The sequence below is a fragment of the Hyphomicrobium sp. MC1 genome, from assembly GCF_000253295.1.
GTDB lineage: Bacteria > Pseudomonadota > Alphaproteobacteria > Rhizobiales > Hyphomicrobiaceae > Hyphomicrobium_B.
In genome coordinates, this window is sequence record NC_015717.1 from 4327579 (window position 1) to 4341194 (window position 13616).

The 13616-nt window shown below is 57.9% G+C and carries 18 protein-coding genes and 1 tRNA gene; 5 read left to right on the plus strand and 14 right to left on the minus strand.

Translation table 11 applies throughout. The features are described from left to right. Positions 1-221: 221 nt before the first annotated feature. From HYPMC_RS20780 to HYPMC_RS20795, 4 genes are all read right to left on the minus strand, one after another. Positions 222-1343 (minus strand): ABC-type transport auxiliary lipoprotein family protein, encoded by a 1122-nt coding sequence (locus HYPMC_RS20780; RefSeq protein WP_013950093.1) that lies wholly within the window; start codon positions 1341-1343, stop codon positions 222-224. Between the two features lie 9 nt (positions 1344-1352). Next, entirely contained in the window at positions 1353-2144 is a 792-nt protein-coding gene (locus HYPMC_RS20785) for an ABC transporter ATP-binding protein (protein WP_013950094.1), read from the minus strand. Positions 2145-2149: 5 nt separating this feature from the next. Next, complete coding sequence (locus tag HYPMC_RS20790; protein WP_013950095.1) at positions 2150-3322, minus strand: MlaE family lipid ABC transporter permease subunit; 1173 nt, start codon at positions 3320-3322, stop codon at positions 2150-2152. Positions 3323-3617: 295 nt separating this feature from the next. Beyond that, a tRNA-Ala gene (locus HYPMC_RS20795) sits at positions 3618-3693 on the minus strand. A gap of 250 nt (positions 3694-3943) precedes the next feature. Here HYPMC_RS20795 and HYPMC_RS20800 point away from each other — a divergent pair. Genes HYPMC_RS20800 through folD form a run of 3 tightly spaced genes read left to right on the plus strand, consistent with a single transcriptional unit; the run spans position 3944 to position 5489 of the window. Beyond that, complete coding sequence (locus HYPMC_RS20800) at positions 3944-4234, plus strand: YggT family protein (protein ID WP_013950096.1); 291 nt, start codon at positions 3944-3946, stop codon at positions 4232-4234. Then, the gene (locus HYPMC_RS20805) at positions 4231-4581 is read left to right on the plus strand and encodes a DUF167 family protein (protein WP_013950097.1); all 351 of its coding nucleotides are present in this window, start codon (positions 4231-4233) and stop codon (positions 4579-4581) included. Before HYPMC_RS20800 ends, HYPMC_RS20805 begins: the two co-directional genes overlap by 4 nt. A gap of 23 nt (positions 4582-4604) precedes the next feature. Then, positions 4605-5489, plus strand: a complete 885-nt coding sequence (gene folD / locus HYPMC_RS20810) for a bifunctional methylenetetrahydrofolate dehydrogenase/methenyltetrahydrofolate cyclohydrolase FolD (RefSeq protein WP_013950098.1) — start codon at positions 4605-4607, stop codon at positions 5487-5489. Positions 5490-5558: 69 nt separating this feature from the next. Here folD and HYPMC_RS20815 read toward each other — a convergent pair whose 3' ends face one another. Beyond that, on the minus strand, positions 5559-5762 hold the full coding sequence (locus HYPMC_RS20815; RefSeq protein ID WP_013950099.1) for a KTSC domain-containing protein: 204 nt from the start codon (positions 5760-5762) through the stop codon (positions 5559-5561). Positions 5763-5780: 18 nt separating this feature from the next. Next, a complete protein-coding gene (locus HYPMC_RS20820) occupies positions 5781-7310 on the minus strand; it encodes a YifB family Mg chelatase-like AAA ATPase (protein WP_013950100.1) in 1530 nt (509 codons plus the stop codon). Between the two features lie 112 nt (positions 7311-7422). On the opposite strand from HYPMC_RS20820, the gene HYPMC_RS20825 reads away from it, so the two are divergent. Beyond that, positions 7423-8418: an IS1595 family transposase gene (locus HYPMC_RS20825; protein ID WP_013950101.1), complete on the plus strand. Its 996-nt coding sequence runs from the start codon at positions 7423-7425 to the stop codon at positions 8416-8418. Positions 8419-8459: 41 nt separating this feature from the next. On the opposite strand, the gene HYPMC_RS20830 is transcribed toward HYPMC_RS20825, so the two are convergent. Further along, on the minus strand, positions 8460-8945 hold the full coding sequence (locus tag HYPMC_RS20830; protein WP_013950102.1) for a hypothetical protein: 486 nt from the start codon (positions 8943-8945) through the stop codon (positions 8460-8462). Between the two features lie 344 nt (positions 8946-9289). Between HYPMC_RS20830 and HYPMC_RS24400 the strand changes: the two genes are divergently transcribed. Beyond that, the gene (locus tag HYPMC_RS24400) at positions 9290-9460 is read left to right on the plus strand and encodes a hypothetical protein (protein ID WP_013950103.1); all 171 of its coding nucleotides are present in this window, start codon (positions 9290-9292) and stop codon (positions 9458-9460) included. An 8-nt stretch (positions 9461-9468) separates the two neighbouring features. Here the strand turns inward: HYPMC_RS24400 and HYPMC_RS20835 are convergent, their stop codons facing one another. The 7 genes from HYPMC_RS20835 to gshB form a co-directional block, all read right to left on the minus strand. Further along, the gene (locus HYPMC_RS20835) at positions 9469-10161 is read right to left on the minus strand and encodes a hypothetical protein (protein ID WP_013950104.1); all 693 of its coding nucleotides are present in this window, start codon (positions 10159-10161) and stop codon (positions 9469-9471) included. Between the two features lie 133 nt (positions 10162-10294). Then, positions 10295-10618 carry a hypothetical protein gene (locus HYPMC_RS20840; protein WP_013950105.1) on the minus strand — a complete coding sequence of 108 codons (324 nt, stop codon included), beginning with the start codon at positions 10616-10618 and terminating at the stop codon, positions 10295-10297. 16 nt (positions 10619-10634) lie between these two features. After that, entirely contained in the window at positions 10635-10790 is a 156-nt protein-coding gene (locus HYPMC_RS24405) for a hypothetical protein (protein WP_013950106.1), read from the minus strand. A gap of 113 nt (positions 10791-10903) precedes the next feature. Then, a complete protein-coding gene (locus tag HYPMC_RS20845; RefSeq protein WP_041300468.1) occupies positions 10904-11509 on the minus strand; it encodes an ATP-dependent Clp protease proteolytic subunit in 606 nt (201 codons plus the stop codon). A 90-nt stretch (positions 11510-11599) separates the two neighbouring features. Beyond that, positions 11600-11797, minus strand: coding sequence for a hypothetical protein (locus HYPMC_RS20850; RefSeq protein ID WP_013950108.1), 198 nt, complete (start codon positions 11795-11797; stop codon positions 11600-11602). Positions 11798-11985: 188 nt separating this feature from the next. Next, positions 11986-12483 (minus strand): hypothetical protein, encoded by a 498-nt coding sequence (locus HYPMC_RS20855; protein WP_013950109.1) that lies wholly within the window; start codon positions 12481-12483, stop codon positions 11986-11988. Positions 12484-12524: 41 nt separating this feature from the next. Continuing rightward, complete coding sequence (gene gshB / locus HYPMC_RS20860; RefSeq protein ID WP_013950110.1) at positions 12525-13475, minus strand: glutathione synthase; 951 nt, start codon at positions 13473-13475, stop codon at positions 12525-12527. Between the last annotated feature and the right edge of the window lie 141 nt (positions 13476-13616).

The window sequence follows — 13616 nt, forward strand, 5'->3', positions numbered from 1 at the left end:
GTGCGGAATAGGCGATCCGCGGTTGGCTGAATGCGGTGCTTGGCATTGCCGCGATACTGAATTTTCGAAATCGCCATAGTGCTCAATTGTGAGCGCTATAACGTCGTAAGTTCGCATAATTCTTGTCGCCGATTCCGGTCGCACTCGGATCAGATGGCAGTCGAGCGGCGTCGAATAAATCTCATTAGCTCAGGTGCGCGAATGAAGTCGAGCTGCTGCGCTCAGGCGACGCTGCAGGCCCAGACGACAAGTTCAGACGCGACCTTGTCGAACGCTTGATTGAGTGCAGCCGATATTCCAGCCTGATCGGTGATCGTTGCAGGCACGCTCGCTTTAAATATGCGTGCGCCGAGAATCTGTCCGTTTTTGCCGACGATCTTTGCTGAGAATGCTATCTCGGCAGACGGCGTGTCCGAGGCCACGATCTCGAAATTACGCAAATCCAAGATGAGTTGATAATCGACATCAAGCGTGTCCGGCTGGCGTCCAAGGACTTTCAGGTACCCGGCATTTTCAAAGCTTTGAACGATGCGCGATTGCACAACCCGGCTTAGCGTATCCGGCCACTTGGCGGCGATGGCGTTCGAACGCTCGCCCGCAGGCGTCATGATCGCGACCTGATCGTTGAAGACACTGCCGACGATATCGGGTTCCGGCACCACGAGCTGGCCCTCAGGAATCTTGCCGAGGCCTGGAAATTTCTTGGGAGCTTCGAGATCGACAATAGGAGCGTCCGCTTTCTTGCCGCCGCCCGTCATCCGCTCCAATCCAGCAAGGATACCATCGACCTTGTCGGAATTCTTCGCGAGCGCTGCTGAGAACGTGTTGATGTTCGCGACCAGGGATTTGAAGGGTTCGCGATTTTCATCAATGACGGCGCCGATCTGGTGCAGGATATCGCGCGCTGATTCCGTGAGACTTTGCGTGTCCTTCGGATCTACGGCAAGGAGCGGCGGCTGACTTCCGGTCGATGTGACGGGGGGTGCATCGGGTGCGCCGCCGCGCAATGCCAGGACGGGCGAGCTGGTGAGGCCTTGAAATTCTATACCAACCTTCGTGTCGGAACGAACGGGCGTCGTACTCTCAACGGAGATCAGAGCCGTGACCTGCTTGGGATGGTCGGCTGCCAACTCGAGCGCGACGACTTCGCCGACGCGGATACCATTGAAGAGAACCGCCGAACCTCTGAGAAGTCCGGAGACCGGCGTCTCGAAACGTGCGCGGTAAAGCGCCTGCTGGGCCAAGCCGCCTGCGTGGTTGAGCCAATAGACAAATACAAACGCCGCCGCGACAGTCGCGAGGGTGAAGAGTCCGATCAGCGTGTATCGCGCGCGAATTTCCATAACGGCGTCTCAACCAGATGACTGTTGGCGTGAAGATTCCAGCATGCGTCCGCGTTGGCCACGGAAGTACGATTTAACCCAAGGGTGCTCACTCGCGAGCATTGCCGAGAGTGGACCGTCGGCGACGATCTTGCCATCCGCCAATACGGCGATGCGATCGCACACAGTGTGTAAGCTGTTGAGGTCATGCGTGATCATGAACACGGTCAGGCCAAGGGTCTGCTGCAGCGTTCGGATCAACGAGTCGAAATCACCTGCCGATATGGGGTCGAGACCTGACGTCGGTTCGTCGAGAAAAACGACCTCGGGATCGAGTGCAAGCGCGCGAGCCATGGCGACGCGTTTCGTCATGCCGCCCGAGAGCTCCGACGGCAGCTTGTTGGCGTCGAGCCGGGACAGTCCGACCATCGCGAGCTTGGTTGCCGCGATCTCGTCGAGTAAATGCTCTGGCAAGTGCAGGAACTCGCGCATCGGAAACTGCACGTTTTGTATTACGGTGAGCGACGAATACAGCGCGCCGTTTTGAAAGAGGATGCCGCATCGCCGCTGCAGCGCACGGTGGGTCTCATCGTCGACGCGGTCAACATCATGTCCGAAAACTTCGATTGATCCCGACTGTTTCGGCAACAGGCCGATAATGGTGCGCAATAGGACGGATTTGCCGCTGCCTGAGCCGCCGACGAGGCCGAGAATTTCCCCGGGACGGACGTCGAGAGACAGATGATCCAGGACCATTCGGTCGCGGAACCCGACGGCCAGGTCACGAACGCTGATGACAGGTGCTTTGCTCGGAGAGGCCATTCTCGTCACATTCCGATCGATGCAAAAAAGACAGCGAACAGACCGTCGAGGACGATGACGAGAAAGATCGAGGTCACAACCGATGCCGTCGTCCGAAGCCCAAGGGATTCGGCGCTCCCTCCAACCTTCAGGCCTTCCGTACACGCAACGATGCCGATCACGAACGCCATGAACGGCGCTTTGATCATGCCGACCTTGAAGTGCGTCATCGAGATCGCTTCCTTCAAGCGGGCGACATAAATTTCGGGGCTCATTCCGCCATAGAGCCACGCGACAAGCTCGCCACCGTAAAGGGCCGACATCGAACCGATGAAGGTCAGCAGCGGGAGCGCGATGACGAGCGCGACAATGCGAGGAAGAATGAGCACGTCGACCGGATCGAAGCCCATGGTTCGGAGCGCGTCGATTTCCTCGCGCATCTTCATCGAGCCGAGTTCGGCAGTGTAAGAGCTGCCAGATCTCCCCGCCACCATGATAGCGACGATGAGAACGCCGATTTCGCGAAGAACAAGAATGCCGACCATATCGACGACATAGTCGTCGGCGCCAAACTTTCTGAAATGAAAGAAGCCCTGCTGGGCAATGATGCTGCCGATCAAAAAGGTAATCAGAAAAATGATCGGGATCGCCTGCCAGCCGACGCGATCGAGCTGATGGACCGTCGATGTGAAGCGAAACGTTGAAGGCTTCAGGATCGCCCGAAAGGCCGCAGCGCAGACTGCACCGATCATGTTGAGCAGAAGAACGAAGCCCCGGCCATAGTTGGCCATCCCTTGGCCGATGGCAGCGAGGCCCGTAAATTCCTTGCGCGGCTGTGAGGGAACCTTATCGGCAAGTTCGGCCGCCTGCTCCACGGCCCGGAACAGTCCAGCATATTGTTCCGGCAGCGCCGAGATCTTGAGTTTGCCGCCACGCGCGCTGAGTTCACGCTGAAGGCGCGAAATTTCCCATGCGCCGTAGGTATCGATCCGCTCGATACCGCTCATATCCAGCGTCACGTTCCCCAGAGAGGGGCGGGCGAGAACCGCGCTGATTGAGCCATCCAGGCTGGCCGCATTCGGCGCCGTCCATTGGTCGGATGCCGCGAGTATGGTGATCTGGTCCGCGGTGCTTACAGTCAACAGATGCACGGAAGATGCGCCGTCGACCACTCCCTCGTCCGCTTTTTCATCAACCATGCGAAGCTATCTGTAGTCCGGGTTTTTCGAATGCGTTCGGCGATTGCCATTTTGGTGGCAGCCTTGGCGTATCGAAGGCAACATAAAAATCTCATCGCCGAGCCCGTTGATACGGGTCAATTCGTAGGATTCGCGTGGCGCTTGAATTGTGCAGAGACCTGCGCGCCTTTTTCGCGAACGGCGAAAACAAAGCGCAAGTTCTTAATATGGCTGCCGCGATGGCCGGGCGAGGGGGAGTGCAACGCTGATGTCGAGGACGATAAAGTGCTAAATAGTTCAGCGGTTCCAAAGCATTTGGTGGAGCCGAGGGGAATCGAACCCCTGACCTCTGCAGTGCGATTGCAGCGCTCTCCCATCTGAGCTACGGCCCCGGATGCGCGGCATTTAGGGTTCGCCCTGAGTAGTTGTCAAGAAATCCGCTCCGCTTGTCAGCACCTAGGGCGCGGGGCGGCGGACGGTCGTTTGCGCGGAGGCTGCGACAATCGCGCTAGACTTGGGGTGCCCTGATAACCCCATTTGCGGTTCGGGCGCGAAAGTCTGGACACAAGTCGGGCCAAAGGCTTGCAGGGGGCAGGGTGTCGGGGCTACATGGCGCAACGATACCAAATTGCGGGACGGCGAATGCTCGAGCTTCTGGGCTTTATCAACTATCTCATCACGCTTTATACCTACGTCGTTATCGCCGTGGTGATCGTCAGCTGGCTCATGGCATTCGGGGTGGTTAACCCCTACAATCCGATCGTGCGGTCGATCTGGCAGGCGCTCAACGCCGTGACGGAGCCACTGCTCGCCCCCATTCGCAATGCGATGCCGAACATGGGCGGGCTCGATATCTCGCCGGTGATCTTGCTGCTCGCCTGTTATTTCATCCAGACCGTCGTGCTGCCGAACATCGCCAAGGCCGTGGTGTGACGGCGGCGTCCGGCGGCGCGCAGTCGGCTGAGGGGGCTTGGCGGCACGATACCGCGTGCGTCATTGCGCGCTTCCGCTTAACGCCAAAATCCAGCAAAGAGGCGGTTGACGGGATTGTCGAAACCCCCGACGGTCCGGCCTTTCAGGCGCGCGTGCGCGCAATTCCCGAGGATGGAGCAGCGAACCGGGCTCTTGAAGAGCTCGTGGCCCGATGGCTGGGCGTGGCGAAGCAGTCTGTTTCGCTCGCCAAGGGCGGGAAATCGCGGCTCAAATCCTTGCGGATATCCGGCGATCCGGACGAACTCGACAGACGATTGCAGGACCGGATAGGCGAATTCAAAAAATAGGAAAACGAGGAGGAACGAGAGGAATGTCAGCCCAGGTCATCGATGGAAAAGAGATTGCGGCGAAGGTCCGCGCCGAGGTGGCGGCGGAAGTCGCGCGGCTTCAGAAAGAACATGGGCTGAAACCTGGCCTCGCGGTCGTGCTCGTTGGCGAAGACCCGGCGAGTAAGGTCTATGTCGCCAACAAGGCGAAGCAGACCGTCGAAGTCGGCATGAACTCGTGGGAGCACCGGCTCCCCGCCGAAACGAGCGAAGCGGACGTGCTGGCGATGGTCGAGAAGCTGAACAACGACCCGGCCTGCCACGGCATTCTGGTGCAGCTGCCGCTGCCCAAGCACATCAACGCCGAAAAGGTTCTGAACCTCATCAACCCGGACAAGGACGTTGATGGCTTCCATCCGGTCAACGTCGGCCGTCTTTGGGTCGGCGAGCGGGCGCTGGTCCCGTGCACGCCGACGGGTTCGGTGATCCTGGCCAAGACGGTGCATCAGAGCCTGTCAGGCATGAATGCCGTCGTAATCGGGCGTTCCAACATCGTTGGTAAGCCGGTAGCGGCGCTGCTGCTACGCGAGAATTGCACCGTGACGATCGCGCATTCACGAACGAAGGATATCGAGAGCGTCGTCAGAGGTGCCGACCTTGTGATTGCTGCCGTCGGCATTCCCGAGATGGTCAAGGGAAGCTGGATCAAGCCCGGCGCGACGATCATCGACGTCGGCATCAATCGCGTGCCCTCGGAAGGCGGCAAGACCAAGATAGTCGGCGACGTGGCCTACGCAGAATGTGCGCAGGTTGCGGGCGCGATCACGCCGGTGCCGGGCGGCGTCGGACCGATGACCATTGCGTGTCTGCTCCGCAATGCGGCGCAGGCGGCAGCAATGCAAGCGGGCGTCAAGTCGGTGTTCGGCTGAGATCAGCGAAACGGCGAGCTGTGAATGTTTTGTTCGTCCGGGGCCTTCGGGTCCCGGATTTTTTTGGACCTAATGGCGTTCGCTTTCGTAGTGGTCGCGGATATGGGTGTTGAAATATTCGCCCGCTGACGATGCCGTGACGAGAGCATCGAAAACGTGGTCCGGGACGCCGAAATAGGTGTAGCGCCGGTCCGTCCGGAAGGTGACATCGAGTGTTCGTGCCTCCGGATCGTAATCGGCGGACTTGATGACCGAGGAGCGCGGAAATTCCATATGCTGCTCCCACTTCGCCTATGCGGCGCGGGCCTGGCGCAGGGTTTCGCCACGGTAGCTTAAGGCCTCCGCGACGTGAGCGCGGGCGACATGTTCTGAACCTTCGAGATCGGCGATGGTTCGCGCGACTTTCAACGTGCGGTGGAAGCCCCGCGCGGAGAGGCCGAGCGTTTCAGCGGCGCGCCGGAGAAGGGCGACGCCGGCCTCATCGGGCATCGCGGTTTGTTCGAGCAGCGCGGCGGAGCAATCGGCATTGGTGCGGACGCCTCTGGCACCCAGCGCCGCAAAACGTGTGAGCTGACGGCCGCGCGCGGCGGCAACGCGGGCGCGAACTTCTGTGCTGCCTTCAGAGGGCGCGGGCAAGACCAGATCAGCCGCGGAGATTGCCGGTACTTCGATTTGCAGATCGATGCGATCGAGCAGCGGGCCGGAGACGCGGGCTTGATAATCGGCAGCGCAGCGGGGTCCGCGCCGGCATGGCTCGCCGGGATTGCCACCTCCACATTTACACGGGTTCATCGCGGCGATGAGCTGGATTCGCGAGGGATATGAAATCCGGTGGTTTGCTCGGGCAATGACGGTTTCGCCGGCTTCCAACGGCTGGCGCAATGCGTCGAGCACGTTGGGCTGGAATTCCGGCAGCTCGTCGAGAAACAGCACACCGTGGTGCGCGAGCGAGACTTCTCCGGGGCGTGGGCGCGAGCCGCCGCCGACCAGCGACGCCATGCTGGCGGAATGATGCGGCGCGCGGAATGGACGCTCGACTGTCAACTTGCCGCCCATCAGTTCACCGGCGAGCGAATGCACCATCGAGACCTCAAGGATCTCTTCAGGTTGTAGCGGCGGCAATATTGACGGCAGGCGCGACGCCAACATCGATTTGCCGGAGCCCGGCGGGCCGATCAGAAGGAGATTGTGATTTCCGGCCGCCGCAATTTCGAGAGCCCTTTTGGCGGTCTCCTGGCCTTTGATATCGCGAAGGTCGGCGGCGTAATTCTGGACAGGGAGAACGTTCGGCTTTGGCCGCGACAGGGTCTGCATGCCTTTGAAGTGATTGACGAGCGATAGCAAATGCGGGGCTGCTAGAATGTCGATCTCTTCGCTGGCCCAAGCGGCTTCCGGCCCGGTGGCGGCCGGACAGATCAGACCCTTGCCGAGCGCATTGGCGCCAATGGCAGCCGGTAGAGTGCCCGGCACGGCGCGGATGGAGCCGTCCAGCGCCAGCTCGCCGATGGCGGCATAGTTCGCTATGGCGTCGGGCGCGATCGCCTCCATGGCCGACATCATCGCGAGTACGATCGGCAGGTCGAAGTGACTGCCCTCCTTCGGCAGGTCGGCAGGCGCGAGATTGACGGTGATGTGCTTGAAAGGGAGGCCGAGGCCTACAGCGTGAAGGGCGTTCCTGACCCGCTCCCGGCTTTCGGCCACGGCTTTGTCGGGGAGCCCGACGATCGCGAAGGCCGCTGCGCCGGGCGTGACCCGAACTTGCACCTCAACCGGGCGTGCCTCGATGCCAATGAACGCGAGTGTTGAGATCTGGCCGTACATGCCTGCCCCCGAAAACCCCTCGTTTCCAGGTAATCACGGCGGCGAGCCAAAGGGCAATTATCCATTTGACAAACCCAACGGATGGAGTAGATTGGAATCATAGGAGATTCCAATGTCGATCCTGACCGCCGCTCACTTTCATGATGAAGCCGCCGCTTTCGCAAAGCTCGAAAGCGTGGTTTGGCCGAATGGTCCGGTTTGCCCGCACTGCGGAGCCGACAAGCGCATCTATGAGCTGAAGGGCGTCCGTTCGAAGCCGAGCAAGAAGAACCCGGACGGTATCGAGCGATTCGGTCTGAAAAAGTGCGGCGCCTGCCGTAAGCAGTTCACGGTCCGCGTTGGAACGGTCTTTGAAAGCAGCCACATTCCGCTGCACCTTTGGCTCCAGGCCGTGCACCTGATGTGCTCGTCCAAGAAGGGCATCAGCAGCCACCAACTGCACCGGGTTCTGGAGATCAAGTATCAGTCGGCTTGGTTCATGGCCCATCGCATCCGTGAAGCGATGCGTTCGGGCTCTCTCCTGCCGCCGATGGGTGGCGAGGGCGAAGTGGTGGAAGTGGATGAGACCATCTATGGCCGTGCCTCAACCCATCCCAAGGGCCGCGTTCGCAAGGGCGACAAGCATTACGGCGCGGTCCATAAGAATGTCATTCTTTCGCTGGTGGAACGCGGGGGCTCGGTTCGCAGCTATCACGTTGCGGGCTCGACCGTTGGCGAAGTCATTCCGATCATCAAGGCCAACGTCTCTCGCGAAACCTCGATGATGACCGACAGCGCCCAGCTCTACAAATACCAGCTTATGGACTTTGCGAGCCATGACCGCGTGGACCACACCAAGGATGAATACGTCCGTTACGTGGACCTGAACCACACCGTCCACACCAACACCGTGGAAGGCTATTTCTCAGTCTTCAAGCGCGGAATGCGCGGCACCTACCAGCACTGCAAAGAGAAGCACCTGCACCGTTATCTGGCAGAGTTCGACTTCCGCTATAACAACCGGATCGCACTCGGCGTCGAAGATGCCGCGCGCACGGAACGCGCCCTGAGGGGTATCAAGGGAAAGCGTCTGACGTATCGAAAAGCTGGTGCAAGCGCAGCCAACTAAGAAGATCGCCAAGCCCACGCTCTGATGGGCTTGGCCCTTCCTCAGTGCCCGTTTACGTGCTCAATCGGCGCAATCGGCGTCGTAGAAGCTTTTTCTGACCTCGCAAAGCGCCAATTCTTTCCATCTCGGACGACATCGCCCTTGACCTTCATGCGGTGCGATAAGGCGGACCAGACATTGTTAATCGGGTTTTCCGTGGTTTGAGGAAATCCAGAGGCCAAAAGGCGATCAGTCACCTCACGAGTGGATAATGACCGGTCCGCGCTCTCTCTCAATATGCTAACGACCTTATCGCCAATGCCGGTATTGCCAGTCGGCGTGGGTGGAACAAATTGCCCGGTCGGGCCGTGCGCGTTCACTTCCATCATGAACAATGGTCGCTGTGGCTTGCTCGCTGGCGCGGCAGGTGAAGAAACTTGAGCCATTGCCTCTAGCATATTGATTGTGCGGTCAAGTTCATCCCGCTTCGCGCGCAGGTCCGCGATGACAGCAGCATAATTGGCTGTTGAAATTGACTCTGTGCCCATGGCTGAGTCCTCCGGTTTGTAGTAGAAAGATGGGAACGGGCAGCCTTTTGGCACCCCGTTCCCCTATGCTCGCTAGAGCAGGGTTATTTTTTCTGCGTCATCTTCTTTGCTTCCTCCTTTGTCCTGTCCAGGGATCGGGATACGCCAGGAACTGACGCATGGGCCCGTAACAACGGCTCACCAGGCGACTTGAGGATCACGACTCCTCTTGTCGCCTTTTCCATTTAGGGCGATGCAAGATCAGACGGCAATGCGAGCCTTGGGGTTTTGCACTGGATTCTGGTTGTCTTCTGGGCTTGGTCTGAAGCCTTGACGTTCAGAGCGAACAAACTCAGGCTTGTGTGATGAAAAAAACCAAAGCATCTGATTCGAGTCGGACGACGCAGGCGCAGAAGTTCAAAGACGCCGCTCGCGAACTCGGCTGCTCTGAAGATGAAGAAGCGTTTGATAAAGCATTGAAAAAGGTCGTCGTTGTACGGCCGCAAACTCAGCCTGTGAAAAAACAGAAGCGCTAAACGCGGCTCTACTCTTCCCTTTCATCTCGGAATAGCACGCGCATCGGAGTGGCTGTGATGCCACTAACCCCGGAAAGGGTTACCTGCTGATTGAAAGTCACCGTACGTGCGGTGGTTCGAAATCTCCGAAAATGAGGAGGGAAAAAATATTCAATAGAATAAACAAATCGCCCATCCATCCTGACTGTGCTGCCAATGAAGGTAATGGGCACGTTTGGAATGTTGAGAATTAATGAGCGCGTTTCTTTTGCAGGAACGAAGCCATCAACAGACAGCTGCTGGTTCCCGTTTTCATCTTGCCAGTTAGCTCCATTCACCGCCCCAGAGATAACTGCACGGTATCGAACCAGCTTTTCGTTTTGATTGTTGAGTAAAACCACAAGCTCCATGGGAGCAGTTTCTGCGCCGCCATGGATAGCTGCGTGATTTTCGAACATTTGATAGGATAGGCTGCCGAGTGCGGGCCGCGGCCAAAAAAGTGATGCCAATCGCTCCGGCGCCCCCAAAGCAATCCATATAAAAACGGCAATAAGGCCGGTCACACCAGAGAGTGACCAAGCGATTGCTTCAAGGTTTGAATTGGTTTCGGCGACGTTGATTATGCGAGCGACCATCGCATCGAGATGGAATGCCATGACGACGCCGCGTACGACAGCAGTCGTGGCGAGCGCAATAATAGCGCGAATGAACCAAGCGCCCATACTGGCTTAAGATCCCCTTGTCCCTATCTCTGAATGTGCCAGGACAGTTTTAGTGGCTAAACTGGATAACTAGAGAAAAACTTAAGTCCAAAAAGCCCGCCAAGTGAGCGGGCTTTCTTGTAAGGAACTTAGATTATGCAGCTTTGGTTTTGTCCCCGGACGGGGGCTTAGCTTTCGTCACCGCCTCAAACTGCTCATCATCTAATTTCCATGCGGCGGTGCCCTGACCGAGATCTGAGCAAAGGCGGTGAAGATAATGTCGTGCAACTGTTACTAGCCCCGCCTCGTCGTACTGCTTCTTGGGCAAATGCCAGGTAACAGCCAGCATCGGTTCAGGATCATGTCCGTTTGAGAAGTATCCCATTTTCACGATCCAAGCAGGATCGCGCGAATTCGGCAAAGATCCTGATTCGATGCTGATCAATTTCGAATTCTTCGTGAAGTGGTCGTCTGACATTTCTTTCTCCAAGCATTTACCTGCGTGCCGCGGCGGCTCTGATATTCGCAAGCTCGACAATCACCCGGCCCTGACTTGTCGCGATGCCCTTCAGCGCGCTTGCGATCTCTTCCAATGCCTTCGCCTGTCGTTGTGCGGCTTCATCAATGCTTTTCAGTATCTCTTCGCTCATCGGCAATCTCCATTTTTCAAAAGTAGTGGGCCGCCAAGTCAGGGGGGCCTTTTTATAGGAGGGACGCATGACCTATGGGTCTGGCCATAGAATACCCCCTGAGGCAGGAGTGATTATGCAATGTAGCTCCGGAGTGTCTGGGACGACGACAGCTCTTCTATGCCATCAATTATGCCGAATTCCTTGGCTTGGGCGGCATCAACACTTGTGCCTGCACGCATCAGGCTCAGCACCTTGTTCTTGTCCAGTTTCGTGCGTGAAGCGACAGCTTCAGCCATCAACCCTTCATAGCGACTAAGCCAAGTACTGGAGTCCGAAATCGTCCCCATCGTTAGCTGGTCCTTTGAAGGAAATGTCCACTGCAGCTGATGGAAGAAAAACGCCGATGCTGCAGACGCAGTACGTTTTTTTCCAGCAATAAATGGAAGGATCGCGGCGGAGTCGATTGCACCAGCATTGTGAGTGGCAAGCTTGACCGTAAGGCCCATGAACTCATTGTAGAGCCCGAAGGCAGGAATTACGTCACCGCCCCCTGACGACATAACTATTGTCATGTCGTCCCAAGACGGCTTACTTGATGCGGCAGTTGCCGCACTTTTTTCGGTCATCAACTGATGGACACCCATAAGCAGCGATGAAGCAGTCGCTGCATCAATGCCTTTTAGGAAATAGACGAAACATCGAGCCATAAAAATGATCCTTATGCTGAAAAGGATCATTGTCTAAAGCGATTCTGGGTTTGTTAAAAGGACAATCCCGAGCCAAAGGCAAGAACAAACGTGGAACAATTTGTTGAGGAGAGGCTGTGTTCACTCCGGCGCGATCTCTCTGACACCCAGGGGAGATAGTCCGTGGCCGCCATCGGGGCCCTCGACAATCCATCTTTTCTGGCGCGCGAAAGCGAGAATGGCGGGCAAATTTTGAACGGCGAGGATGTCGGCGGAAGACTTTCCCAGGCCATACAAAGCCTTGAGGTACTCACGAGCTTGTTTCTCGATCTCTTCCATGCGTGCCTCGCTTCATCCGGCGGACAGTACGGAGATCGTCAGCAGGCTAACGGGCCTCAATCTCCAGACCCTCTTAAATTGATATAACCCGAGGGTTGTTCCGCCGATCGGTATTATCACCACGCTCGCGGTCGACATGAGCAGCCCGACAACGCCGATGAGGCTGATGCGCTCGGCCGTCTTTCGGCTCAGCCCTTCGTCATCGCAAGCGTCAGTCCGAGCAGCGACTGCGAATTGACGAATTGGATTTCGACGGCCTGGCGACTGCCCATCACCATGATGTCCATGTTGGCCGTCACGTCGGCGCTTTTCACGATCACGCGGAAGCCCCGTGGAGTGACGTCACCTGTCAAGTCGCCTTCGAAATTGTGAATCGTCTCTTTCCAGTGGCCCGAGAGCTTGCCGCCGGTCTCCTTAACATTGCTGATGATCTCAACGTTGCCGCCCGAAGTCGCGCAGCGGATCGTTTGCTTGATCTCGTTTTCCGAGCCTGCCGTGAGGTAGGTGGCGCGGCATTTGATTTTTTCGGGTGGGCTCGATTTGTAGCCGATCATGCCAGAGCCGCTCCAACGGCCGATCAGCGACGCGAAGGGCGATGCCGTTACGGCATTGGCTTCCTCGATAGGAAGTGCGGCTGCAAAACTGAAGGCAGTGGCTGCGGCACCTGCGATCATGATTGATTTCATCGTGATGTCCCTTGCTGCCCCGTGCGCCTCAAATCCGCGCTTCACACTTTCGCTTGTCGTTTTGCTTCGATGACGTCCCAAATCATCGCCGCGATGTCGTTGCCGCCAAAGGCCTTCACCTGCCGGATACCCGTTGGCGATGTCACGTTGATCTCGGTGATGTAGGGCCCGATGACGTCGATGCCTGTAAAAATAAGTCCGCGGCGTTTCAGTTCCGGCCCGAGGCGCGCGCAGATTTCGCGGTCGCGCGCGGTGAGCTCGACCGGTGCAGCGGTGCCGCCGACGTGCAGGTTCGAGCGCGTCTCACCGGCTTGCGGAACACGATTGATAGCGCCTGCGACTTCGCCGTCGACGAGAATGATGCGCTTGTCGCCGTCTTTCACTTCGGGGCGATATTCCTGGACCATGAAGGGCTCGCGGAAAACGGTTTGAAACAGTTCGACGAGAGAGCCGAGGTTGCCGTCTTCGGGCTTGATGCGAAATACTGCAGCGCCACCGTTGCCATAGAGCGGCTTGATGATGATGTCTTTGTATTCGGCGCGGAATGACTGCACGTCGGCAAGCGAACGTGTGACGAGCGTCGGTGGCATCAGATCGAGGAAATCAAGGACGAAAAGCTTCTCCGGCGCGTTGCGAACGTGCGCAGGGTCATTCACCACCAGCGTCTTGGGATGGATGCGTTCCAACAGATGCGTCGTCGTGATGTAGGCCATATCGAACGGCGGGTCCTGGCGCAGCAGGACAACATCGCGCTCACTGAGATCGACGACACGCGGGTCCGACAGAGCGTAATGTGCCCCGTGCTTATCCTCGACCTTCAGCGTTTGACCGCGCGCGAGTAGCTTGCCTTGGCGGAGCGCCAAATCGGGCGGCGTGTAATAGAAAATGTCGTGCCCGCGTTTTTGCGCTTCGAGCAGAATGGCGAAGGTCGAATCGCCGCGAATATCGATGCGGTCGATCGGGTCCATCTGAACGGCTATGCGGAGCGGCATGTCAGGCTTTCAAGGACGGTGCATTTCGGGCGCGCCTGAGTGGCGCGCAGCCCCACGTCGTTTATACGATTTGACGCCGTCGCGGAATGACATGAACGACGCGTCTCACGATGCCGTCGCGCTTATGGCAAACATGCCGCA